We start from the raw sequence: 23,715 nt of genomic DNA on the forward strand, positions 1-23,715 counted from the left end.
GGGCCGTCAGACCAGGTCGCGGCGCATCACCCAGCGGTGCCGCTTGTCGCTCTTGGCCTCGGTGCGGTGGACCCGGCGGAAGCCCGCCCGCTCGAACATGTCCATCGTCCCGACGTAGGCGAGCGTCGGGTTCACCCGGCCGCCCTCCGGATCCACCGGATACCCCTCGACGGCCGGTGCGCCGTGGGCGCGCGCGTGTTCGACGGCCCCCTCCAGCAGACCCGAGGCGACCCCCTTGCCGCGGAAGTCCTTGCGCACGACGAAACAGGTCACCGACCACACGGGCAGATCGTCCACCGGTGTGATCGTCTTCGAGGCGGTCAGCCGGTCGAGCTGCCGGCGCGGGGCCACGTTGCACCAGCCCGCCACCTCGCCGTCCAGGAAACCGAGGACCCCGGGCGGCGGATCGGCCTTCTCCATGAGGCCGCGCAGGTGCTCGCCCCGCTCGTCCGCCGTGAGCCGCCCGTACTCGCCGGTGGACAGCCGCCACGCCATGCACCAGCACGTGTGCGCGCTCTTCTTCGGCTGGAGCACCTGGCGGATGTCGTCCCACAGATCCGCCGTGGCGGGCCGTACTTCTAAACTCATGCTGCTACTTCGCTCTCTTCCGCTTCTTACGAGCGTCCCGCGGCCGCGGTGTCCCGCGACCCGGTGACGACATCGGTCATCACGGCGGCCAGCACCCCGAGGGCCCGCCGGCACGCCTGTCGTCCTGCGTCCAGATGAGTGACCAGCCGGACCGTCTCCGGGCCGGGCGCGGTCACCAGTACTCCTTCCTGCGCGGCCCGTGCGACGACCTCGTCGGCGCCGGGAACCTCGATGAGGACGATGTTGGTCTCCGGCGGGCGCACGGTGAACCCCGCGTCCCGCAGCCCCGCCGCCAGCAGCGCGGCGTTGGCGTGGTCCTCGACGATCCGCTCCACGTGGTGGTCCAGGGCGTACAGTCCCGCAGCCGCCAGGATGCCCGACTGGCGCATGCCGCCGCCCAGACCGTGCCGCAACTTCCGGGCCCGCGGTAGCCTTTCGGCCGACAGCAGGAGCACCGACCCGACGGGCGCGCCCAGCCCCTTCGACAGGCACACGGACAGCGAGTCGGCCGTCCGCCCGTACTGGTGCGCCGAAGTGTCGGTCGCCGCCATCGCGTTCCAGATCCGGGCCCCGTCCATGTGGACCGCCAGGCCCGCGCCGGACGTCAGTTCCCGTACGGCGCGCAGCGTGTCCAGCGGGTGGACCGTGCCGCCGGCCCGGGTGTGGGTCTGCTCCACTTCCACCGCACGGGTGCCGAGCGTGTACGGGTTCCCCCGCCGGATGACCCCGGCCAGCAGGGCCGCGGTCACCACCCCGCGCTCCGCCGTCACCGTGCGCGTCTGGATCCCGCCGTAGCGGGCCGGGGAGGCCTCCTCGTGCGCCAGGACGTGTGCCTCGGCGTCGCACACCAGCTCCTCGCCGGGGCCGACGAGGAGCTGCAGGGCGATCTGGTTGGCCATCACCCCGGACGGGGTGAACAGGGCGCCGGAGAAGCCGAAGAGCCTGGCGAGCCGGTCCTCCAGCGCGCGGACGGTCGGGTCCTCACCGAACAGGTCGTCGCCGACCTCGGCCGCGGCCATCGCGGCCCGCATCCCGGTACCCGGCCGGGTCACCGTGTCACTGCGCAGATCGACCGTCTCGAAACTCCCGATGGTCATGACGGTACGTCAACTCCTCGTTCGCGGGGCCGTGGGGTGAGTTCGCGGGCCGCCATCCAGTCCAGCAGCGGGCGCACCAGGTGCCAGGTCTCCCGCACCAGCTCCCCGGCGCGCGCCGTGTGCAGCCCGGCGTCCGGACCGAGGCGGCGCCCCGCGTCGATCTTGCGGTGGCGCAGCAGGTCCAGCCGCGGGTGGTCCGCCGGGACCCCCCGCGGCCGGGACTTGAGCCGGTCGCCGCCCAGGACGAACCCCTGCTCCTCCAGCCGGCCCGCGATCGCGGCCAGCTCCGCGCCGCCGTCCTCCTCCTCGACGGCGGCGCGGTACCGGGCGACCTCGGCCCCGGCGTACGGGTACCAGCGGCCGGAGGCGTACAGGCCGTCCCGGTCCAGGTGCACCCAGAGGCCCAGACAGGGCAGCAGGTCCAGATAGGCGCCCTGGTAGCTCTTGTACGGGGACTTGTCGTGGGACATCCGGGTGTCCCGGACCGGGCCGAGCACCTGCACCCCGCCCCATCCGGTCGACTCCGCGAAATGCGCGCCCAGTTCAGCGGCCAGCTCGTCCATCGGCGCACGTACGTCACGCTCGTACCGCTCGCGGTGGCGCAGCCGCCACGCCTCCTTGCTGTTGTCGGCCGCGAGGTCCTCGTACAGGCGCAGTGCCGAGGGCGGGAAGCCGCTGAAGGTCACGGCAGGTACCCCGGCAGGGGGTGGGCGGCGCACAGCTCCGAGACCCGGGTGCGCACCCGGTCGCGCAGCGCGTCCGGCAGTGCGCCGCCCTGCGCGCGCAGCGCCGTGAGGACGTCGGCGACCAGGTCGGCGCACTCGGCGGCCACCGCGTGGTCCATCCCGCGCGCGGCCAGCGTGTTGGTGCCGAGCCGCAGTCCGCCGGTCACCCGGACCGGTGTGGTGTCGCCGGGGACCCGGTTGCGGTTGACCACGATCCCGCAGGACTCCAGGGCCTGCTCGGCGACGTCCCCGGTGACGCCGGTGCCGCGCAGGTCGAGGAGCACCATGTGGGTGTCCGTACCGCCCGTGACCAGCCGGAACCCCCGGTCCAGGAGCCGCTCCGCGATCGCCTGCGCGCCGTCGGCCAGCCGCTTGGCGACCTCCGCGAAGTCCGGGCTCGCCACGAAGTCCAGGGCCCGCGCCTTGGCCGCCACCGAGGCCAGGTCGGGCGTGCCCTGCGTGAAGGGGAACACGGCGCGGCGCAGGGTCGCTGCCAGGGTGCCGCGCTCCGGTCCGGCCTTGCGGGCCTCCTTGCCGAGCAGGATCAGACCGCCGCGCGGGCCGTACAACTGCTTGTAGGTGCTGGTGGTGGTCACGTGGGCGTGGTCGACGGGGCTCTGGTGGAGGCCGGCCGCGACCAGACCCGCGATGTGCGAGATGTCGGCCAGCAGATAGGCGTTGGCCTCGTCCGCGATCTCCCGGAAGCGGGCGAAGTCGATGCTGCGCGGGTACGCGCTCGCCCCGCAGACGATCAGCTTCGGGCGGTGCTCCAGGGCCAGTTCGCGGATCTGGTCGTAATCGAGCAGCCCCTCCGGTGTCACCCGGTAGCCGTGGGCGCGGTAGTAGCGGCCGGTCACCGAGGCGGGGGAGCCGTGGGTGAGGTGGCCCCCGCAGTCCAGGTCCAGCCCGAGCAGGGAGTCACCGGGGTTCAGCAGCGCCGTGATCACGGCGAGGTTGGCGGAGGACCCGGAGTGCGGCTGCACGATCGCGTCCCGGGCCCCGAACGCCGCGCACGCCCGGTCGATCGCGAGGCGTTCGATCTCGTCGGCGACCCCGCAGCCGGCGTGGTAGCGGTTCCCGGGGAAGCCCTCGGCGGTCAGGTTGCCGAGCGCGCTGCCCTCGCAGGCCAGCACGGAGGGGTCGGCGACGCTGGACGCCGCGACCATCATCAGGGTGTCGCGCTGGCGCGCCGACTCCCGGGCCAGCAGCGTGTACAGCTCGCCGTCGCGCTCTCTGAGCCGTGTCGCGGCGTGCCCGGCGAAATCGACCAGGTCGGGATCGGGTCCGGAACCGGGGCCGGGGCCGGGTGCCGCGGGCAGCTCCGGCTCGGTGACGGGCGCGGGCAGGGTGAGACTCATGACTGTCCCCTCTCGGAATCGTCCGTGATGACCGTGCTGAACCGGTGCGTGTCCTCAGCCGTCCACATCGGCGGTGCCCGTCCCGTCGGCCGCGTCGGGCCCGTCCGCCTCCAGCTCGCCGAAGGCCTCGGCGGCTGCGACCGCCTCCGCGCCGTGCTGCTCGTCCGCGGCGATCTTCCCGGCCAGCTCGGAGATCAGCGGGTTCTGGAACACGGTCTTCACCGGCACCGGCACCCCCAGCAGCTCCTTGAGCAGACCGGCCAGCCGGGTACCGCTGAGCGAATCGCCGCCCAGGCTGAAGAAGTTGTCACCGGGCGCCGCCCCGTCCAGGCCCAGGATGTCGGCGACCGCCGCACACAGCACGAGCTCCAGGGCGCTGCCCGGACCGTCCCCGGCGTCGCGCACGGCCGCCTCGTCGGCGGACTGCTGCCGCCCGGCGGACGAGGCCAGCAGCAGCCGGTCGACCTTGCCGTTGCGGGTCAGCGGTAGCTCCGGCAGCACCGTGAGCGCGGCCGGCACCATGTAGCCGGGCAGTTGCGCGGCGAGCCGCTCCAGGACCGGACCGGCCGCCCCTGCCCCGGCCACGACGAAGGCGTGCAGCCGCCGCACCCCGTGCGCGCTGGCCGGGGCCACCACCACGGCCGCCTCGACCTCGGCGTCCTGGCGCAACACGGCCTCGATCTCGCCGAGCTCGATCCGGTGGCCCTGGATCTTCACCTGGAAGTCGTCCCGGCCCAGGATCTCGATGCTGCCGTCCGGCAGGTACCGGCCCAGGTCACCGGTCAGATAGGCGCGTTCGCCGCTCTCCGGAAGGTGCACGAAGCGGTTCGCGGTGCGCTCCGCGTCGTTCCAGTAGCCGAGCGCGAGCCCGACGTCGCTGGCCACGGCCATCTCGCCGACCACGCCGAGCGGGCGCTCGTGGGCGGCCGCATCGACGATGTAGTAGCGCTGGTTGGTGATCGGCTTGCCGTACGGGATGCTCGTCCAGGAGGGGTCGACCTCGCCGATCGGCTGGAACAGCGACCAGCAGATCGTCTCGGTCGGACCGCCCGAACCCACCACCTGGATCCGGTGGCTCTGCGCCCGCAGTCGGTCCGGCAGCGTCAGCGGGATCCAGTCGCCGGAGAGCACGGACAGCCGCAGGGACTCCAGGGGCCGGCCGCCGCCGCGCCGCTCGCGCACCTCGGCCTCGCCGACCAGGAGTTCCATCAGGACGGGTACGGAGTTCCACAGGGTGACCTGCTCGGCGTGGACCAGATCGGCCCAGACATCGGGCTCGGCGTGGTCGAACGGCGGCGGCAGCACCACGGTCCCGCCCTGCGTCAGCACCCCGAACACGTCGTAGATCGAGGCGTCGAAGTGCAGCCCGGAGATGGCCAGCAGCCGGTCCCGCGCACCGACCTCGAAGCGTGTCGCGACGTCGCGGATCAGGTTGACCACGCCGATGTGGTCGACCATGACGCCCTTGGGCTCACCGGTCGAGCCCGAAGTGAAGATCGTGTAGGCGAGGTCCGCCGGGGTCTGCGCGGTGTCGGGCCGGGTGTCGGTCCCGGACTCGAAGTCCTGGTCCACCCGGTAGCGGCGGGCCGTGGGCGGCCAGCTGATCTTGGAGTCCAGCCGGGACTGGGTGAGGATCCGGTCGACCTTGGCCTCGGTGAGCAGCCGGCGCAGCCGCTCCGGCGGCACGGACGGGTCCAGCGGCAGGTAGGCCGCGCCGGAGGCGAGGATCCCGTACACCGCGGCGTACTGCTCCCAGCCCTTCTCCATCACCACGGCGACCAGTTCGCCCGGGGCCGCACCGTGGTCCCGCAGCGCGTGCCCGATCCGCCAGGCGTACGAGGCCAGCTCGCCGTAGCTCAGCCGCCGCCCGGAGCCGTCCACCACGGCCTCGGCGCCGGGCGTGCGCTCCACCTGCTGGGCGAACAGCTCGTGCAAGGTGGTGTACGGGATCTGCCTGGCGGTGTCGTTGACCTGGCGGCGCAGCGTCCGCTCGGCCGCCGGGATCAGGTCGAAGCGCCGGACGTGCAGGGACTCCGGGTCCCGCGTGAGGCGCTCCAGGAGGTCCACGTACACGCCGAAGGCCGCGTCGACGAAGCCAGGCGCGAACGCCCCGTCGACGAAGTCCCAGATGACGCGCAGCTCACCGGCCAGTTCGCGCAGTTGTACGTCGAGCGAAACCTGCGGGGTCTGCGAGATCGAGTACACCTCCCGGCCCAGGTCCGTGACGGGCCTGCGCACCGGGTAGTCGAGCAGGCTGGTCACGACCACCGGCATGCCGGCCTGCGCGCCCACCCCGTGCAGCCGGGTCAGCTCGCGCAGCACGCGCACGCCGTTGAAGGCACCGTGCTCGGCGTCGCGGGCGAGCTGGTCGCGCAGGGCGTGCGCCCGGTCCAGGAAGGTCGCGCCGGAACCGTCGGCGGCGAGCATCACGGCGTTGGTGAAGTCACCGAGGACGCCGGTGATGTCCGGGTGCACCGCCGGGCGCTGGAAGATCGGGTAGTTGATGGTGAAGTCGGACTCCTCCGCCCAGCACCGGACCACCTCGGCGAAGGCGGCGGTCAGCAGGACCGACGGCGTCAGCCCCGCCCCGCGCGCCCGTGCCGAGAAGAGCTGCCAGTCCTCGGGGGAGAGACGGTGTTCGCGCCGGTCGAAGCGCACCTCGCGACCGTCGCCGGCGGAGCCGCCCGTGGGCAGCGAGGGGGCCGGTGGCAGGGTGGGGACGCGCGCCAGCCAGTAGTCGCGGGCGGCGCGGAAGGCCTCGGTGTGCGGCAGCGCGTCCGCACGCCAGCGGGCGTACTCGGCGAAGCCGATGCCGGGTTCCGGCAGTTCGGCGTCCGGGTCCTCGTAGAGGTCGACCAGCTCGGGGAAGAGCACCTGGAAGGCGCTGGAGGCGTCCAGCACCTGGAGGTCGATCCCGAGGTGGACCCGGCTCGGGTTCCCCGGACCGCCCAGCCGGATGATCCGCAGGTCGAACAACGGCCAGCTGCCCACCGGGAAGACCACGTGGCTCATCTCGTCCCGCAGCGCGGCGAGCCGCTCCCGCGAGGCGTCGGCGGACAGCCCGCTCAGGTCCACGACCGGTATCTCGAAGGGCAGCGGGTCGGCCGGCACCCACTGGGTGCCGTCCGTGCGGCCGATCGCACGGAGCATGTCGTGACGGGCGACCACCTTGCGCCAGGCAGCGGCGAAACGCTCGGGATCGAGGTCCGCACGCTCCCATTCGAAGTATCCGTAGCAGCCGATACCGCCCAGCTCGACTGCTTCACCTCGCCCGATCATCAGTGCCTGCTGCGTCTCGGTCATCGGGAAGGACGCGGCACTGTCCGCGCGAGCGGGCAGGAGCTCGGTCATGGTCCAACTCCATTCGGTGTTACGGGCCGTTGGCTGGTGCGTGCCCGGGGTGGTTACGGGGCCGGAGCGCCCTGCTGCGGGGCAGGGCGAGGCTAGGGGCGGTGAGTTAGCCGCCGGTTATGTTCCGCCCGGGCACCGGCCTTGCGGTCGGCCGTGGCCCCCTCGCCCAGGGAGAGCGCGAAGAGCCGTACGAGCGGATGGAACAGGTAGCAGGGCTGGCCCCACTCGTCCGCGCCGCTGACCTCGAGCAGGGCCGCGTCGGCGAGTGCTTCCAGCAGCCGCTCGGCCTCGGTCTCCGGCAGGCCCAGCGACAGCGCCGCCTGCGCGGCGGGGAACGGCTGCGGGCCGAGCGCGGCGAGCGCCGGGAACACCGCCCGCACCTCGGGGTCCAGCGCCCGCCAGGACGGCAACAGCGATCCGTGCACGTCCAGATCGCCCGAGTGCAGCTCCCGCAGCCGGGTGGCCGGATCCGCCAGCCGGCGCGCCAGCCGGTCCGGGGTGGAGTGCGGCCGGGCGGCGATCCGGGTCCCGACGATCCGCAGGGCCAGCGGCAGACCGGCGCAGTGCTCGACGATCGCGGACGCCGCACCGGGCGCCGAGGCCAATCGGGCGGGACCGGCCGCGGCCGAGAGGAGCTCCAGCGAGTCCCGCAGCGCCAGGGGGGCCAGGGCCACGGTGTGCGCCCCGGCCACGGTGGGCAGGGCGGTCCGCCCGGTGACCAGGACCGCCGGCTCCGGGGTGTTGGGCAGCAGCGGCCCCAACTGGGCCGCCCCGGAGGCGTTGTCCAGCACGATCAGCAGCTGCCTGCCCCGGGTCCGCTCCCGGTAGAGCCGGACCAGTTGGTCCTGGTCCTCGGTGTCCGGTGCGTCGTCCATCGGCCCCAGCGCGCGCAGCAGCCCGCGCAGCACCCGGGTCGGGTGCCGGGGAGTGCCGTCGGGCGCGCGCAGGTCGGCGTACAACTGCCCGTCGGGAAAGTGTCGTTGGCAGCGGTGGGCCGCGTGGACGGCCAGGGCGGTCTTGCCGAGTCCGGCCATGCCGGTGACCAGGACCCGGCGGGGCCGCCCGGGGCCCTGCGCATCGGGGGCCAGCGCGCGGCAGAGCAGCTCCAGTTCGGGCTCCCGACCGGTGAAGTCGACGGTGTCGGGGGGCAGCATGGCCGGGGCGCCGTCCGGGCGACCGGCCGCGCCCCGCCGGGAGCCGGTCAGCACGGCGGGCGTCGAGCGCGGCTGCCGGTCCAGCGTGCCCTCCAGCAGCGCCCGGTAGGTGGCCTGGAGCTCCTCGCCGGGGTTCACGCCCAGCTCGTCGGCGAGCACCGCGCGCCCGTGGTGGTAGAGGTGGATGGCGTCCGCCTGCCGCCCCGACCGGCACAGGGCGGTCATCAGCTGGCACCGGATGCGCTCGCGCAACGGGAACTCGGCGACCAGGCCGGTGAGCTCGCCGGTGATCTGCTCGTGCCGGCCCAGCGCGAGATCGGCCGCGATGCGGTGCTCCAGGGTGACCGCCCGGGCCTCGCTCAGTCGCGGCGCCTCGGCGTCGGCGAGGTATTCCGTGGCGTTGGCGAAGGGCAGGCCGTTCCACCGGGCCAGGGCACGGCGCAGCAGCTCACCGGCCTTTTCGAAGTCCTCGGCGACCAGCGCCTCGCGGCCGCTGAACGCCAGCTTCTCGAATTCGCTCAGGTCGAGGGTCGCATTACCGATGCTCATGGCATATCCGGGCGGCCGGCGATCGATCAGAACGTCGTCGCCGAGAATCTTGCGCAAGCGGGAAACATAGGTGTAGAGCTGTGCGCTGACGGTGGCCGGTGGAGCCCATCCCCACAGCAGCCGGCACAGCCGTTCGTCGGAGATCACCTCTTCACGGGCCACGAGGAGCGCCGCGAGCACGGTGTGCAGCTTCGCCCCGGAGAAGGGGACCCGGCGGCCGTCCCGGCGTACCTCGACTGGCCCGAGCACTCGGAATTCCATCTACCGCCCCATCCGTGATTCATGGAGAAGAATCTCTGAACGAAGCTAGTGGAGTGCGTTGTCTCCTCGATATCGTGGCGATTTCGAGGGCGGACCGGGTCACGAAATCGATGGAACACAGAAGAAAAAGGAGGCGTCCCTACTGTTCCATTCATGCCGCAGCGAGCGGCAGTGATACTCCACCGAGAGGGGATTCCCAGATGCGCAGCACGCTGACGGTGAAGACGGCGAACACGACGGCGGCGGCCTGCCTGGTCGTTCTTGCAGGGGCGTTCGTCGGCGCGGGGGGCGCCAACGCCGTGTGGGCGGACACGCACACCACCGTGCAGGCCGACGACGACATGCCGTGGGGCGTCGTCAAGCCGGTGGACCCCCCGCGCCACGGCTCCGCCGGCACGCACGGCGACATGCCCTGGGGCTGACCCGCTCCGCTCCTGCCCGCCCCACGACGCGCCGGCGGCCGTCAGGCCGACTAGTCCTCCGGGTGCGTCAGCAGCAAGGTCAGTTCCGCTGCAGTGAAGGAACGATGCGGCAGCTCACCGGCGCCCCCACCGCCCGGCTCGCCCGCACCACCCGCACCACCCGCACTGCCCGGTTCACCCGCACCGTCCGGCCCGGCCGCCGCGTTCTGGACCGCCGCCAGCAGCCGGCCCGCCTGCGCCCGCCAGGGCTGCGCGCCGACCTCGCCGAACGCGGCCCGCGCCCGCCGGAACCGCTCCGCCGCCTCCGCCGGGCGGCCGCCGATCGCCTCCACACATCCCAGATCGGTCTCCACCCGGGCGTACAGGAAACGGTCCGCCAGCTCATTCGTGATCTCCAGGGCCTGCTGCAGCGTCCCTCCCGCCGCCGACAGCAGGCCCTGGCTCCACTGCGTCTGCCCCAGCCCCCGCAGCGCGTGCGCCTCCCCGACCCGGTCGCCCTCGCCCCGGGTCAGCCGCAGCACCGCGCCGAAGGCCTCCGCGGCCTCGCCCAGATCTCCCGCCCGCAGCCGGACCTCGGCCAGCCGGTACACGCTCTGCGCCTCCGCCCGCACCGACCCGGTACGCCGGCTCAGGGCCACCGCCCGCTCCGCGAGCGGCAGCGCGCCGCCCACGTTGCCCCGGTCCAGCTCGATCTGCGCCTGGAAGCCGAGCAGATGGGCTTCGTTCCCGATGTCACCCGACGCGTGGAACCCGTTGAGGGCCGCCCCGCAGTGTTCCAGGGCCCGCTCCCAGTCCCCCTGGAACCGCGCGCACATGGCCAGGTTCCGCTGGGCGAGCGCCGCCCCGCCCACGTCACCGGTGGTTCGCAGGAGTCGTAGCGCGGCCATGTTCCAGCCCTCGGCCTGCTCGTACCGCCGCTGGTAGATCGCCAATGACCCGAGCAGCCGCAGCATCGTCGCCTCGCCCGGCTCGTCGCCGGTGCGCCGGGCCGAGGCCAGCGCCTGCTCGGCGCAGCGCCGCCAGTCCTCCAGGTAGTTCTTCGTCTCGAAGTGCGGTACCGCGCTCTCGGTCAGCGTCCACGCGTACCGGGCCCGGCCCGTCTCCGCCGCGTGCGCCACCAGGTCCGTCACCGCCGTGCGCTCCGACTCGAACCAGTCCATCGGCGCGGCCAGCAGCTCGTCGGCCAGCTCCGGCAGGAAGCCCGGGGCCGGCGTCGGCGTCCGGCCCACCGGGAACCGGCGCCCGTCGATCCGCCGGTGCGCCTCCTCGGCCAGCCAGAGCCAGGACGCGAACGCCCGCTCCAGTGCGGCGTCGGTCTCCCCCTCCGGCTCGTCCGACTCCGCCCGCTCGCGGGCGAACAGCCGAAGCAGGTCCTGGAAGCGGTACCGTGCGGCCCGCCCGGGCTCGGCGTCGGCCACCTCCAGCAGCTGCGCGTCGACCAGCTGGTCGATCAGTTCCTCCGCGTGCCACACGTCGGTGTCCAGTACGGCCGCCCCCGCCCAGGCGGCGAAGTCCGCCGTGCGCAACAGGCCGAGCCTGCGGTACATCCGGGCCGTCTCCGGCGGTAGGTCCCGGTAGGTGAGTCGGAAGCCGGCGCGCACCCCGCCCTCGCCCGGGCTCAGCACGTCGAGGCGGGAGCGGTGGTCGCGCAGCCGCGCCACCAGGCTCCGTACGCTCAGATTGGGTTTGGCCGCCAGTCGCGCGCCCGCGATCCGCAGCGCGAGGGGAAGGCAGTCGCACAGGGCGCCGAGCTGTTCCACCGCCACCGGGTCGCTGCCGAACCGGTCGGCCCCGGCCAGTTTGATCAGCAGCGCCGTCGCCTCGGTCGGCTCCAGCATCCGCAGCCGCAGGGTCAGCGCCGTGTAGTCCCCGGTCAGATCGCCCAGGCTCTCCCGGCTGGTGGCCAGCACCACGCTGCGTCCGCCACCCGGGAGCAAGGGTCTGAGCTGGTGGAAGGAGCGTACGTTGTCCAGGACGATCAGGGTTTTGCGGGTGCTGAGGAGGCTCCGGAACAGCGAGGCCCGCTCGTCGGGATCCGCCGGTATCTGGGGCGCGCCGATCCCGAGGGCCCGTAGGAAGCGGTCGAGCACGGCGGCGGGGGACACCGGTGCGTGCTCCTCGTCGTACCCGCGCAGATCGGCGAAGAGCTGGCCGTCCGGGAACTGGTCGGCCACCTGGCTCGCCCAGTGCACCGCGAGTGCGGTCTTGCCCACTCCGCCGACGCCGACGATGGTCGCCAGCGCCGGGGTGTGCGGGTTGTAGGGCTCCTTCAGGAGCCGGTCCAGCGAGGTCATCTCCCCCTGCCGGCCGGTGAACGCCATCACGTCCGCGGGCAGTTGTGCCGGGATGGTGCTCAGGGCCGCCGGCGCGGGTGCCGCCGTGGCGGGGGGACGGGTCAGTTCGGGGGAGTCGCGCAGGATCAGTTCGTGCAGCTGGCGCAGTCCGGGACCCGGTTCGATCCCGAGCTGCTCGGTGAGTAACCGGCGGCCGTGCAGGAACACCTCGAGGGCCTCGGCCCGCTGCCCCGACCGGTACAGCGCCAGCATGAGGTGTTCGCGGCACTGCTCGCGCAGGGGGTGCCGGGCCACCAGCTCGGTGAGCTCACCGGTGAGCGCGCGGTGGCGGCCCAGCTGGAGCATCAGCCCGGCACGTTCCTCCACCAGCGCGAGCCGCATCTGCTCCAGCCTGGTGGTCTCCGCCTCCAACCGGGATCCGGAGGGCTCGTCCAGCGCGGAGCCCCGCCAGATGCTGAGCGCCTCCTCGAACTGCGCGCACGCCTCTTCGGTCCGCCCGTGCCGGGCGGCGTCCCGCCCCCGTTCGGCCCGCTCCATGAACTCCTGGACGTCGATCCGGTGCTCTCCCTTGGCCAGCAGGTAGCCCGGGGGAGAGGTGATCAGCAGATCGGTCACCCCGGCCTGCTTGAAGGTCTTGCGGAGGGTGGCCACGCAGATGGCGATCTGGTTGCGGGCCGTCGCCGGCGGAGATTCCGGCCAAACGGCGTCCACCAGGGTGTCCACCGAAACGATCCGGTCTGCGTAGAGCAGCAGCATCGACAGGACCGTGGCCTGGCGCCGGCCGTTGATGCGCAACGGACCGTCATCGGTCTGGACGAGCAGTGGTCCCAGCACTCTGAAGACAAACCGATTCAAAAGGTCCCCCGGCCTTGAAACCCCGCGTCAGGCGCGAACGGTACCGCAAAGAGCGTTCCTCGGTGCAGTCAACTCTTGGGAAAAACATGGGCAGTTTCAGGCCAGCTTGTCTGTATAGCGGTGGGCAAGTGCACGGGCCTCACTGAGAGTCATCGGATCCGATGGACGACAATGCGCCGGACAGGCCCCGCAGCACCTCGGCCGTGCGGTATACCTCTTCCTCGCCGCCGAGGCCCTCGCACAGCTGCCGCGCCAGCTCGGCGAGGCAGGAGTCGATCTCCCGTTTCGCGGCCACGCCCTGCTCGGTGGCGGTGAGCAGCTTGGCGCGCCGGTGCGCCGGGTTGTCCAGATAGACCGCGAGCCCCTGTCGCACCAGCAGGTCCGCTATGCGCTGCACGCTCTGCCGGGTGGTCCCCACCCGTCGGGCCACGGCGGACACGGACAGTGATTCTCCCGTCACCGTGCTGAGTATCTGCCAGCGCGCAGCACTGAGCCCCGAGGGGAGCGCGAGCCGGTCGAGGGCCGCGGTGAACCGTCCGTTCAGCCGGAAGACCGCCACGGCGGCCCGGCTGAACGCCTCGGCCTCCCCGGACTCCGCCGTGCGCGCCAACGTCGGTCCCCTTCCGTACGTCCCGCGGGTCGCTGCACGATAACAGCGCGTGGTCACGTGGACGAGAGTCGGCCACGGCGGCGGGACCCGGCCGGTGCGCCGGGTCCGTCGGGGTGGTGACCCCGGTCCCCGGAGGGTGCCCGGCAAGCTGGTCCACTGGCAGGCCCATGGCCGATAAGTCGACTCGAATGATGTACCAATGGCCCAGTCCCCATGAGCCGGGTTGAGCCAGCGGGCCCCCGGATGCTTATCTGTGGCGTATCCATGTACTTACGGCGCCGCGCAGCGCCGGACGGCAACGAAGCCGGTTCCGGAGCGCGGCGCCTTCGCCGTGCCCGTCCGCCGCCCACCACCCCCGGGCGGCGCCGGGCCGGCGCGCAGCACTGCAAGGGGGGCGGCACACCGCCGTGAAGAGGATGTTCGTGGCTCCGGATCCGGGGCGTATGAGACTGCGGAACTCGGCCCGCGCGGTGATCGGCGTCGCCGCCGCCGTCGCCCTCGCCGAGGTGTGCGGCCTCTCCCTGACCGCCTCCATCACCGGGGGACTGGCGGCCCTGCTCGCCCTCTTCACCGTGCTCGACGCGGACGTCCGCGCCCAGCGCCGCACCACCGCCCTGCTGCCCGTCGCCGGATTCCCCGTCCTGGCCCTCGCCACCGCCCTGCACGGGGTGCCGCTCGCCCGGGACGGCGCCTTCCTCGCCGTCGTGTTCGCCGGGGTGTACGCCCGCCGCTACGGCCCGCGCGGACACGCCCTCGGGATCTTCGCCTTCATGATGTTCTTCGTCACCCAGTTCCTGCACGCCCGTCCCGGGCAACTGCCCGAGCTGTACGCCGCCGTGGGCCTGGCGCTCCTGGCCGCCGGAGCCGTGCGCTTCCTGCTGTGGCCCATCGAACGGCGCACCCCGCCCCCCGCGGCCCCGCCCGGCCTGCCCGGAACCGGGCTCGCGCGGCCGACCACCCGGCAGGCCTTCCAGGCCACCGCCGCCTGCGCCTTCGCGCTCGGCATCGGCCAGGCGCTCTCCGACGACCGCTGGTACTGGGCCGTCGGCACCTCCTGGTGGATCTTCGTGAACACCGCCTCCCGGGGCGAGACCCTCGTGCGGGGCTTCCGCCGCGTCCTCGGCACCGTCGTCGGCATCGCCGCCGGACTGCTGATCGCCGTACCCCTGCACGGCGCGCCGGCGCCCACCGCGGCCCTGGTCGCCGTGTGCGTCTTCGGGATCTTCTACACGGCCGCGCCCTCGTACTCCTGGATGATGTTCTTCGTCACCGTGATGGCCGGGCTGCTCTACGGCCTCCTCGGCGTCCTGCATCCCGGACTGCTGCTCCTGCGCTTCCAGGAGACCGCCATCGGTGCGATCGGCGCCGCCCTGGCCGTCGTGATCATCCTTCCGGTCACCACCCACGCCGCCAACGACGCGTGGATCCAGCGCGCCCTGCACTGCGTGCGCGCCTCCACCGCGGCCGCCCTGGAACGCCTCGCGGGCGACCCGGATGCCGACCCCGCCCCGCACGCCGCCGAGCTGGAGCTGCTGTTGGGCAGGGTACGGATGGCGCTGGCGCCGCTCGTCCACCCGCTGAGCCCGCTGCGCGCCCGCAAGGCCCGGGCCCGGCAGGTGCTCGCGCTGCTCGACGACTGCGCCCGGGACGTGCGCGGGCTGGTCGCCGTCGCCGCCGACCCGCAGGCCTCGCACGACGCCCGGTTGGCCGCCGCCTGCTGGCGCGTGGAGGCCGCGGTGGAGGCCCTGACCGCCCCGCACGGCGCTCCCGGTCCCGCCACCGTGCCGCACCCCCGGCCGGCCGCGGCGGAACCGGCCCTCGCCCACCTCCACGGCCTCGAGCACACCCTCGTGGCACTGGCGACCCCGCTGCGCACCGACCCCCGGGCGCCGCTGGTCATCAGCGCCTGAGCAACCCCTCCGCCGTGTCCGCCAACCCCGCCGGCAGCCGGCCGGCGGTGTGCACCACCCCGAGGGCCTGGGTGGCCCGGGTCAGCGCCACGTACAGGTCGCTCGGCCGGAGCTCGTCCGGCTCCACCACGATCACCGTGTCGAACTCCAGCCCCTTGGCCTGGCGCGGGTCCAGCAGGACCACTTGCCGGGTCAGGTCCGGCTCCGCGCCCGCGCGCACCCCCGGCAGTACGGCGGCCAGCGCCCCGTGCCGCGCCCGCGGCGCGATCACCGCGAGCCGACCTTCGGCCGGCAGCTCCCGCGCCACCGCCTCCCGGGTCGCCGCCGCCAGGTCACCGGTCGCGTGCGCCCACGGCCGCACCCCGGTGGCCCGCACCGAACGCGGCGGTTCGAAGCCGGGATCGCGCGTGCGCAGCACGGCCGCCGCCACCTCCATGATCTCGGCCGGCGTGCGGTAGTTGACCCCCAGCCGGACCAGCTTCCAGCGCTCGCCCACGTACGGTGCGAGGACCCGCTCCCACGAGCCGCACCCCGCTTCGTCGGCCGTCTGCGCCGGATCGCCGACCAGGGTCATCGACCGGGTCGGGCAGCGCCGCATCAGCAGCCGCCACGCCATCGCCGACAGCTCCTGCGCCTCGTCCACGATCACGTGCCCGAAGGCCCAGGTGCGGTCGGCCGCGGCCCGCTCGGCGGTGCTGCGGTGGTCGGCCTCCTCGTGCCGCTCGGCCATCCGCTCCGCGTCGATGATGTCGTGGGCCGCGAGGTACTCGCTCTCTTCGTCCTCGAACTCGTACGACTGGGAGCCCTCGGACAGGTCCAGCACCCCCTGCGCGTAGGCGATGCGCCGCTGCCGCTCCCGCTCCTCGGCGGCCCGCCGGGCGGTGTCGTCCTCGCCGAGCAGCTCGGCAGCCTCGTCCAGGAGCGGCACGTCGGCCGGGGTCCACTCCGGCCGGGCCGAGGGCGCGCGCCGGATCAGGTCGGCCTCGTGCGCGGGCAGGTGCGTGGGCTCCGCCAGGAAGTCGCGGACCAGGCGCTGCGGGGTGAGGGAGGGCCACAGCGAATCGATCGCCGCGTGCACGGCGGCGCTCGTCGCGATCTCCTTGCCGAGCTGGGCGATGTCGTCCGAGCCCAGCAGGTTCGGACCGCCGTAGGGATCGGCGCCCAGCCGGTCGGCGAGCTGCGCGGTGAGCGCATCGATGATCGGGAAGGCGAAGGAGGGGCGCGCCTGGTTGTGCGGCAGCCCGGTGGCCCGGGCCCGGTCCCGCGCCCGGTACGCCATGGTGCGGTCCAGCAGCAGGGTCCCGTACTCCTCGTGGTCGATCTCCAGCGCCGGTTCGGGCACAGTGTCGTACTCCTCGCCGGTGTCCGCCGGTACGGTCTCCGGCAGGCACTGCCGGCCGGCCACGACCTTGGCGAGGACCTCCGCCATCGCGGCCCGCCCCTTCACGGCGGCGGCTCCGGGGCGGTCGGCGGCGGTGGCGTGCACGCCCGGGAAGAGCTCACCCGGGGTGGCCAGCAACACGCCCGTCTCGCCGAGGGCCGGGAGCACCCCGCCGATGTAGCCGAGGAAGGCCGGGCCCGGTCCGACGATCAGCACTCCGCGTTTGGCGAGCAGCTCCCGTTGCGCGTACAGCAGGTACGCGGCGCGGTGCAGCGCGACCGCGGTCTTGCCGGTGCCGGGACCGCCCTCGACGACCAGCACCCCGTGGTGCGTGGAGCGGATGATCCGGTCCTGCTCGGCCTGGATGGTGCGCACGATGTCGTGCATCCGGCCGGTCCGGGCGGCGTCGAGCGCGGCGAGCAGCACGGCGTCCGCGTCGGCGCCCTCGTGGCCGGTGCGCTCCGCGTCGGTCAGGTCGAGGATCTCATCGTGCAGGGCGGTGACCACGCGCCCCCGGCTGCTGATGTGCCGGCGGCGGCGCAGCCCCATGGGGGTGTGGCCGGTGGCGAGGTAGAAGGGGCGGGCCACGTCCGCCCGCCAGTCCAGGACCAGCGGAGTGCGCTGCGCGTCATCGGCCCGGATTCCGATCCGACCGATGTGGTGGTCGCGGCCGTCGGAGAACTCCAGACGGCCGAAACAGAGGCCGTTCTCACCCGCATTCAGGGCGGAAAGCAGACCGGACTGCTCGGCGACCAGGACGTCCCGCTCCAGGCGGGCCTGAAGCCCGGTACCGACATCGCGCAGCGCCCCTTCGACCGCCCGTTCGGCCTGGTCACGCAAACCGTCGAGGCGCCGATAGAGGTCGGTGACGAATTGCTGCTCTTTTCGGAATTCCTCGGTTGACAATTGCGCTCCTGTCGCGATACGGTGTCCTCGTGAGCTTCACCATGACTTCGGTCGGGCGAAGTCGTGAACTATTTAATATACGCTCTCTCTTCTCCCTCGGCAGTCAATTCGGCCGGGGGATTTTTTGCGTACGGTGGATCTCATGACCACCGCACACGGTTCAGCCGACGGAATCGTCTACCGCCCCGCCCGTCCCGAGGACGCGGGCGCCATCGAGGCCCTGGACAGCTCCTTCACCACCGACACGGTGTTCGAGGTGAGCGACCCCGGCTCGGGCGACGGCGCGGGCTTCGGCTTCCTGCTCCGGGAGGTCCCCGTGGATCCGCCCGTGCACAAGACGTTCCCGCCGGAGGAGCACGACGAGCAGGTCTTCGGCGGCGGTCAGGGCCCGGACGCCGACGTGCGGACCTTCGTGGCCCTCGACGGGGACCTGCTCTGCGGGTTCGCCGCCGTCGGCTACGCCCCCTGGAACCGACGGCTGACCATCGAGGACATCGAGGTGTCGCCCGACCACCGGGGCCGCGGCATCGGCCGCGCACTGGTGGAGTGCGCCGAGCGGTTCGCCCGCGAACGGGGCGCCGAGCACCTGTGGTTGGAGGTCAGCTCGGTCAACGCCCCGGCGGTGCACGCCTATCGGCGCATGGGTTTCACCTTCTGCGGCCTCGACACTGCGCTGTACGGCGGCACGCCCGCGGCCGGCGAGCACGCGCTCTACATGAGCCGTCCCTGCCGCTGAACCGGCGCGTGGCCGAATCCCGTCGACGCGCCGGATCGTACGCCCCCGCGTGCCCCGCCGCGGCCCGATTCATGAGGGATCACCCGGAGGGGTGCTCCCTCATGGCCGACCGCCCCACGCTGACCTGCGACATGTACAACGGGTAATTGTTTACTGCACATTCATCCGGCATGCACAGGGTGGATCTGGTCGGACAGGGGGTAACCGCCCGGAATGGAAATCCTTCAACAGCGCTCCACCACCGCTCAGGTGTGGGAAGCGGCCGAGGAGTTCATCCGCCTCTTCCACCGGGAGAACGCGGACACCGGTGATCCGCGCGCCCGGCTCGCCGCCGTGAGGGCCGAGCTCGCCGAGACCGGCAGTTATGTGCACACCCCCCAGGAGCTGGTCCACGGGGCCCGGGTCGCCTGGCGCAACAGCAACCGCTGTATAGGGCGGCTCTACTGGAACTCGCTGCGGGTCCGCGACCGCCGCGGGCTCACCGACGCCGACGACATCGCCGCCGAGTGCTTCGACCACCTGCGCGAGGCGACCAACGGGGGCCGGGTCAGGGCCACGATCACGGTCTTCGCCCCGGACGCCCCGGACCGGCCCGGCCCGCTGATCTGGAGCGAGCAGCTGGTCAGGTACGCAGGTTACGGAGACCATCCGTCCATAACCGTCGGCGACGCCCGCAACGCTCCGCTGACCGAGGCCCTCCTCCGGCTCGGCTGGTCCGGCGGCCCCGGCACCCCCTTCGACCTCCTGCCGCTGGTGGTGCAGGGCGTCGACGACAAACCCCGCTGGTTCGACACCCCCGCGGACGCCGTCCTGGAAGTCCCGATCGGCCATCCCGACGGCGACGGCTGGGCGGACTGGGGACTGCGCTGGCACGCCGTACCCGCCATCTCCAACATGTGCCTGGAGATCGGCGGCATCCACTATCCGGCCGCGCCCTTCAACGGCTGGTACATGGGTACCGAGATCGGCGCGCGCAACCTGGCCGACACCGACCGGTACAACCTGCTCCCCGCCGTCGCCCGCCGCATGGGGCTGGACACCTCCAGCGACCGGTCCCTCTGGAAGGACCGCGCGCTCGTCGAACTGAACCGGGCCGTCCTGCACTCCTTCGACCGCGCCGGGGTCACGATCGCCGACCACCACACCGAGTCCCGGCGCTTCTTGGCGCACATGGAACGGGAGGAGCGCAAGGGGCGTGAGGTGGGCGCCGACTGGTCTTGGATCGTGCCGCCGATCTCCGGCTCCGCCACCCCGGTCTTCCACCGCACCTACGAGGACCGCAGCAGCAGTACGGCCTACGTCCACCACCGTGGCGCGCAGGGGCGGGCCCAAGGGCGGGATTTGGTCTAGACCTTCTGTTACCGTCGGCTCCGGACGGATCCGGCAGGGTGAGAGGGGCTTGACGTGGGCGGCGCGGACAGCAGGGACCGGAACGGTGAATCCCGGGCCTACATCGGCTCGTTCACCTCCGCGGGCGGCCGCGGTGTCACCACCGCGGCCGTGGACCCGAAGACCGGGGCGCTGACCCCGCTCGCGGTCACCGCCGCCGAGGACCCCTCGTACCTCGCGCTCTCCCGCGCCACCGGCGTGCTCTACGCGGTGAACGAGATCGAGCGCGGCGCGGTCGTCGCCTTCCGGCCCACCGCGGCGGGCCTCGCCCCCCTCGGCGAGGCGGTTCGCGTCGGTGGTTCCGGCCCCACCCACCTCAGCACGGTCGGGGGCAGGCTGCTCACCGCGAACTACGCCTCCGGCAGTGTCAGTAGCCTCCCGCTCGCCGCCGACGGCCGCCCGGGCGGGCCCGCGCACGTCCTGCCGCACCGGGGTTCCGGCCCCGACACGGGCCGGCAGGAGGGCGCGCACGCCCACCAGGTGCTGCCCGACCCGACCGGCCGCTGGGTGCTCAGCGTGGACCTCGGCACCGACTCCGTGCGGGTCTGCGCGCTGGACCCGGCCACCGGCGTGCTGCGGGTGCACTCCGAGACGGCGCTGCGCACCGGGACGGGGCCCCGTCACCTCGCCTTCCATCCGGAGGGCACGTTCGCGTACGTACTGCACGAGCTGAAGCCCCAGGTGACCGCCTGCCGCTGGAACGGGGCGTCCGGACGACTGGAACCGGTCGGTGAGGTCCCGGTGGCCTCCGAGGGTGCCTCAGGGGCCGTACGGGCCTACCCCTCGGCGATCATCGCCTCGCCCGACGGCAGGTTCGTCTGGGCGGCCGTCCGCGGGGTCGACGCGCTCGTCACCCTCTCCCTCGCCGACGGGCCCGGGAAGCCAAGACTCACCGGCGCCGTGGACTGCGGCGGCGCGTGGCCGCGCGATCTCGCCGCCGACGCCTCGGGGAACCGGCTCTACGCCGCCAACGAGCGCTCGGGGGACGTCACCTGGTTCGAGGTGGACCCGCTGACCGGGCAGCCGCACCGGGCCGGCGCGCTGGCCGTGCCGGCGGCCACCTGCGTGGTCCTGGGCTAACACGGGCCCGCGGGGCATGGGAAAGGGCCCCCGACGGCCACGGGAGACCGTGGCCGTCGGGGGCCCTTCGCTACGTACGGGCGGGTCAGTGTGCGGCGGCGTCCTGGGGGATCCCGAGAGCCGCGGCGTACTGCGCGACGGCCAGCTTGCCGAGCGCGCCATAGGCGCCGAGCACCTCCGCGGTGGCGCAGTCGGCCTCCTTGCAGGCGGTGTCGAGGAGCCCGTCGGCGGCCTCCGGGCCGATCAGGTACGGGGCGAGCGCGAGGAGCGTGGAGCCCTCGCGGCGCAGCTGCTCGGCGACCGCGGCCACCGAGCCCTCCTGGTCCAGCGCGGCGGCCTTGACGGGCACGGCGAGCCGGGCGGCGAGCAGCATGCCCGTGATCCCGGCGGCCTGTACGGCCTCCTCGCCGCCGGTGGTGGCCAGGACGATGCCGTCGGCGGCGGTGGTCACGGTGAAGAGCCGGGCGCGGTCGGCGCGGGCCAGGCCCGCCTCGGAGAGCCGCACGTGCAGGCCCTCGGCGAGCAGCGGGTGCGGGCCGAGCACGTCGGCCAGCTCGGCGGCGGCCGAGGAGTCCATCAGTGCCTGGCGGATCCGGCGGAGCAGATCGCTGTCGGGGCCGGCCAGCAGCGGCACGACCACGGCGTCCGGGCCGGTCGGCGCGGGCACCTCGTGGCCGGCCGTGCGGGCGAACTCCGCGCGCGCGACGCGCTCGGTCGCGACGGCGGTCAGCACGCCGGACAGGGACGGGAACTCGGTGTCGTCGTCACCTTCGAGGAAGCCGATCCGGGCGTCGAGGCCCGGCAGCTCGGAGCGGCCGATGCTGATGATCTCTTCCGCGAGCCCTCGCGAGGCGGCCGAGGGGGCACCGGGCACGGCGAGCACCAGCGCGGGCGCGCCCTCGGGCGCCACCGCGGGCTCGGGCCGGCGGTGCCGTCCGGTCTGGCGGGGTCGCGGCATTCGTACGGGCAGGCCATTTGCGGGCCCAGTGGGGGAGCTCATGGCGCCGCATGCTACTGGCTTATCGGAACAAGGTGTTCGGGCAGGGCCTTCTAGCGGGGCATCTGTCCGTATTTATCCGGTGAATATCAGATACGTTCAACTGACGGACGGCAAGCGCCAGTCCACGGGCTGTGATCCCTGACCCACCAGCAGCTCGTTCGTCCGGCTGAACGGCCGGGAGCCGAAGAAGCCGTAGTCGGCCGACTTGGGGGAGGGGTGCGAGGACTCCACGACGGGCAGTTCGCCGAGCAGCGGCCGCAGGTTGCGGGCCGCCCGTCCCCAGAGGATGGAGACCAGCGGCTTGCCGCGCGCGGCCAGGGCCCGGATGGCCTGGTCGGTGACGGCTTCCCAGCCCTTGCCCTGGTGCGCGTTGGAGCGCCGGGGCGCCGTCGTGAGCGACCTGTTGAGCAACAGGACGCCCTGCCGGGTCCACGGCGTGAGGTCGCCGTTGGCCGGGCGGCCGGTGCCGATGTCCCGGTGCATCTCCAGGAAGATGTTGTCGAGGCTCGGCGGTACCGGTCGTACGTCGGGGGCGACCGAGAAGGACAGTCCCACCGCGTGTCCCGGCGTGGGGTAGGGATCCTGCCCGACGATCAGTACCTTGACCTCGTCGAAGGGTTGTTGGAAGGCGCGCAGCACATTGGCCCCGGCCGGTACGTACGTCCTCCCCGCCGCGATCTCGGCGCGCAGGAAGTCGCCCATGGCGGCGATCTGCCCCGCCACCGGCTCCAGAGCCCGGGCCCAGCCCGGCTCGACGATCTCGTTCAACGGTCTTGCTGCCACGGTGGATCACTCTACTGGCCGAACGCGGCCGCCCGCACACACAGGACGTCGGGCAGGTGCTCGGCGAGCAGTTGCCAGCTGTCGCCGTCGTCGTGGCTGGCGTACACCTCGCCGTTGCGGTTGCCGAAGTAGATGCCCGCCGGGTCCGCGTCGTCCGTGCACAGGGCGTCCCGGAGCACCGTGCCGTAGTGGTCCCCGGCCGGGAGCCCCCGCGCCAGCGGCTCCCAGGTGGCGCCCGCGTCCCGGGTGCGGAAGACCCGGCACCGGTGCTCGGCCGGGACCCGGTCGGAGTCGGCGTTGAGCGGGAAGACGTACGCGGTGTCGGGTCGGTGCGGATGGGCCGCGACCGCGAAGCCGAAGTCGGAAGGCAGCCCGCCGCCGATGTCGGTCCACCGGCCGCCCGCGTCGTCGCTCCGGTAGACGCCCCAGTGGTTCTGCAGGTACAGCCGGTCGGTGTCCCCGGCGTCCCGGGCGATCTTGTGCACGCACTGGCCGAATTCGGGGTGCGGGTCCGGCAGGAACACCGCCGAGACCCCCTGGTTGGACGGTGTCCAACTGGCGCCGCCGTCACGGGTGCGGAACACCCCGGCGGTGGACACGGCCACCGTCACGGCGTCCGGGTCGCGCGGGTCGGTGATCACCGTGTGCAGGCCCTCACCGCCGCCGCCCGGTACCCACTTCCCGCGGCTCGGGTGCTCCCACAGTGGGCGGACCAGCTCGAAGGAGTCGCCCCGGTCGGTCGAGCGGAACAGCGCGGCCGGCTCCGTCCCCGCGTACACCACGCCGGGGGCCTCGGGGCCGGCCGGCTGCAGCTGCCAGACCCGCTCCAGGGAGGCCCCGGTGTCCCGGGGGAACTTCACGGCGGGTGCGGCGGGTTCCCGCCAGGTCGTCCCGAGGTCGTCGGAACTGAAGACCGACGGCCCCCAGTGCGAGCTGTCCCCGCCGACCAGGAGCCGGGGCGCCGGACCCCGGCGGTCGACGGCGACCGCGTAGACGGCCTGGGCGTTGAAATGGGGACCGTCGAACTCCCAGGGCGCCCCGCCCCGGCGACGGCCGATGAAGAGGCCCTTGCGGGTTCCCACGAGCAGCACTGCGTCGGCCATGGCCGGCACCTCCGGACCTCGGCGCCCTTGGCGGGCGCACGTGCAAGGTATGTTTTCAGCCAGTCTGCACCCGTCCGGTGACCGTGACCCGGCGGACGGTGGGGGCTGCTGATGAGCAGATCAATACCGATCATTTACCGCCCCGAAATGGTTGTTGCTTGCA

17 protein-coding genes are annotated in these 23,715 nt (G+C 73.1%); 5 read left to right on the forward strand and 12 right to left on the reverse strand.

Annotated features, from left to right (window positions below; translation table 11 throughout):
* Window positions 1-6 precede the first annotated feature (6 nt).
* The 6 genes from OG207_RS37515 to OG207_RS37540 form a co-directional block, all read right to left on the reverse strand.
* Entirely contained in the window at window positions 7-588 is a 582-nt protein-coding gene (locus OG207_RS37515) for a GNAT family N-acetyltransferase (RefSeq protein WP_329105153.1), read from the reverse strand.
* A 26-nt stretch (window positions 589-614) separates the two neighbouring features.
* Window positions 615-1,685, reverse strand: coding sequence for a threonine aldolase family protein (locus tag OG207_RS37520; protein WP_329105155.1), 1,071 nt, complete (start codon window positions 1,683-1,685; stop codon window positions 615-617).
* On the reverse strand, window positions 1,682-2,371 hold the full coding sequence (locus OG207_RS37525; RefSeq protein WP_329105158.1) for a DUF2461 family protein: 690 nt from the start codon (window positions 2,369-2,371) through the stop codon (window positions 1,682-1,684). Before OG207_RS37525 ends, OG207_RS37520 begins: the two co-directional genes overlap by 4 nt.
* Window positions 2,368-3,768, reverse strand: coding sequence for a serine hydroxymethyltransferase (glyA, locus tag OG207_RS37530; RefSeq protein WP_329105160.1), 1,401 nt, complete (start codon window positions 3,766-3,768; stop codon window positions 2,368-2,370). Before glyA ends, OG207_RS37525 begins: the two co-directional genes overlap by 4 nt.
* A gap of 54 nt (window positions 3,769-3,822) precedes the next feature.
* Window positions 3,823-7,119 (reverse strand): non-ribosomal peptide synthetase, encoded by a 3,297-nt coding sequence (locus OG207_RS37535; protein WP_329105162.1) that lies wholly within the window; start codon window positions 7,117-7,119, stop codon window positions 3,823-3,825.
* A 92-nt stretch (window positions 7,120-7,211) separates the two neighbouring features.
* Window positions 7,212-9,071, reverse strand: a complete 1,860-nt coding sequence (locus OG207_RS37540; protein ID WP_329105164.1) for an AfsR/SARP family transcriptional regulator — start codon at window positions 9,069-9,071, stop codon at window positions 7,212-7,214.
* 212 nt (window positions 9,072-9,283) lie between these two features.
* On the opposite strand from OG207_RS37540, the gene OG207_RS37545 reads away from it, so the two are divergent.
* Window positions 9,284-9,505 carry a hypothetical protein gene (locus OG207_RS37545; RefSeq protein ID WP_329105166.1) on the forward strand — a complete coding sequence of 74 codons (222 nt, stop codon included), beginning with the start codon at window positions 9,284-9,286 and terminating at the stop codon, window positions 9,503-9,505.
* A gap of 50 nt (window positions 9,506-9,555) precedes the next feature.
* On the opposite strand, the gene OG207_RS37550 is transcribed toward OG207_RS37545, so the two are convergent.
* Together OG207_RS37550 and OG207_RS37555 are read right to left on the reverse strand one after the other, a co-directional pair.
* Window positions 9,556-12,633: an AfsR/SARP family transcriptional regulator gene (locus OG207_RS37550; protein ID WP_329105168.1), complete on the reverse strand. Its 3,078-nt coding sequence runs from the start codon at window positions 12,631-12,633 to the stop codon at window positions 9,556-9,558.
* Between the two features lie 160 nt (window positions 12,634-12,793).
* The gene (locus tag OG207_RS37555) at window positions 12,794-13,264 is read right to left on the reverse strand and encodes a MarR family winged helix-turn-helix transcriptional regulator (protein WP_329105170.1); all 471 of its coding nucleotides are present in this window, start codon (window positions 13,262-13,264) and stop codon (window positions 12,794-12,796) included.
* Window positions 13,265-13,680: 416 nt separating this feature from the next.
* On the opposite strand from OG207_RS37555, the gene OG207_RS37560 reads away from it, so the two are divergent.
* Window positions 13,681-15,174 carry an FUSC family protein gene (locus tag OG207_RS37560; RefSeq protein ID WP_329108162.1) on the forward strand — a complete coding sequence of 498 codons (1,494 nt, stop codon included), beginning with the start codon at window positions 13,681-13,683 and terminating at the stop codon, window positions 15,172-15,174.
* On the opposite strand, the gene OG207_RS37565 is transcribed toward OG207_RS37560, so the two are convergent.
* Entirely contained in the window at window positions 15,164-17,461 is a 2,298-nt protein-coding gene (locus tag OG207_RS37565) for a HelD family protein (RefSeq protein ID WP_329105172.1), read from the reverse strand. The two genes, OG207_RS37560 and OG207_RS37565, sit on opposite strands and share 11 nt — an antisense overlap.
* A gap of 142 nt (window positions 17,462-17,603) precedes the next feature.
* Here OG207_RS37565 and OG207_RS37570 point away from each other — a divergent pair, with 142 nt between their 5' ends.
* The 3 genes from OG207_RS37570 to OG207_RS37580 all read left to right on the forward strand — a co-directional run bounded on the left by OG207_RS37570 (window position 17,604) and on the right by OG207_RS37580 (window position 20,666).
* Complete coding sequence (locus tag OG207_RS37570) at window positions 17,604-18,197, forward strand: GNAT family N-acetyltransferase (RefSeq protein ID WP_329105174.1); 594 nt, start codon at window positions 17,604-17,606, stop codon at window positions 18,195-18,197.
* Between the two features lie 213 nt (window positions 18,198-18,410).
* Complete coding sequence (locus OG207_RS37575; RefSeq protein ID WP_329105176.1) at window positions 18,411-19,547, forward strand: nitric oxide synthase oxygenase; 1,137 nt, start codon at window positions 18,411-18,413, stop codon at window positions 19,545-19,547.
* A 54-nt stretch (window positions 19,548-19,601) separates the two neighbouring features.
* Window positions 19,602-20,666 (forward strand): lactonase family protein, encoded by a 1,065-nt coding sequence (locus OG207_RS37580; protein WP_329105178.1) that lies wholly within the window; start codon window positions 19,602-19,604, stop codon window positions 20,664-20,666.
* 85 nt (window positions 20,667-20,751) lie between these two features.
* Here the strand turns inward: OG207_RS37580 and OG207_RS37585 are convergent, their stop codons facing one another.
* The 3 genes from OG207_RS37585 to OG207_RS37595 form a co-directional block, all read right to left on the reverse strand.
* Window positions 20,752-21,666 (reverse strand): sirohydrochlorin chelatase, encoded by a 915-nt coding sequence (locus OG207_RS37585; RefSeq protein WP_329105180.1) that lies wholly within the window; start codon window positions 21,664-21,666, stop codon window positions 20,752-20,754.
* Between the two features lie 96 nt (window positions 21,667-21,762).
* The gene (locus OG207_RS37590) at window positions 21,763-22,449 is read right to left on the reverse strand and encodes a uracil-DNA glycosylase (protein ID WP_030012774.1); all 687 of its coding nucleotides are present in this window, start codon (window positions 22,447-22,449) and stop codon (window positions 21,763-21,765) included.
* An 11-nt stretch (window positions 22,450-22,460) separates the two neighbouring features.
* The gene (locus OG207_RS37595) at window positions 22,461-23,552 is read right to left on the reverse strand and encodes a WD40/YVTN/BNR-like repeat-containing protein (RefSeq protein ID WP_329105183.1); all 1,092 of its coding nucleotides are present in this window, start codon (window positions 23,550-23,552) and stop codon (window positions 22,461-22,463) included.
* Window positions 23,553-23,715 lie beyond the last annotated feature (163 nt).

Origin of the sequence: Streptomyces sp. NBC_01439, assembly GCF_036227605.1 — a bacterium.
Classification (GTDB): Bacteria; Actinomycetota; Actinomycetes; order Streptomycetales; family Streptomycetaceae; genus Streptomyces.

Bases quoted from the DNA above. Each gene is read 5' to 3' on its own strand.
- OG207_RS37515 (WP_329105153.1), bottom strand. From the start codon at position 588: ATGAGTTTAGAAGTACGGCCCGCCACGGCGGATCTGTGGGACGACATC.
- OG207_RS37520 (WP_329105155.1), bottom strand. From the start codon at position 1,685: ATGACCATCGGGAGTTTCGAGACGGTCGATCTGCGCAGTGACACGGTG.
- glyA (WP_329105160.1), bottom strand. From the start codon at position 3,768: ATGAGTCTCACCCTGCCCGCGCCCGTCACCGAGCCGGAGCTGCCCGCG.
- OG207_RS37535 (WP_329105162.1), bottom strand. From the start codon at position 7,119: ATGACCGAGCTCCTGCCCGCTCGCGCGGACAGTGCCGCGTCCTTCCCG.
- OG207_RS37545 (WP_329105166.1), top strand. From the start codon at position 9,284: ATGCGCAGCACGCTGACGGTGAAGACGGCGAACACGACGGCGGCGGCC.
- OG207_RS37560 (WP_329108162.1), top strand. From the start codon at position 13,681: ATGTTCGTGGCTCCGGATCCGGGGCGTATGAGACTGCGGAACTCGGCC.
- OG207_RS37570 (WP_329105174.1), top strand. From the start codon at position 17,604: ATGACCACCGCACACGGTTCAGCCGACGGAATCGTCTACCGCCCCGCC.
- OG207_RS37575 (WP_329105176.1), top strand. From the start codon at position 18,411: ATGGAAATCCTTCAACAGCGCTCCACCACCGCTCAGGTGTGGGAAGCG.
- OG207_RS37585 (WP_329105180.1), bottom strand. From the start codon at position 21,666: ATGAGCTCCCCCACTGGGCCCGCAAATGGCCTGCCCGTACGAATGCCG.
- OG207_RS37595 (WP_329105183.1), bottom strand. From the start codon at position 23,552: ATGGCCGACGCAGTGCTGCTCGTGGGAACCCGCAAGGGCCTCTTCATC.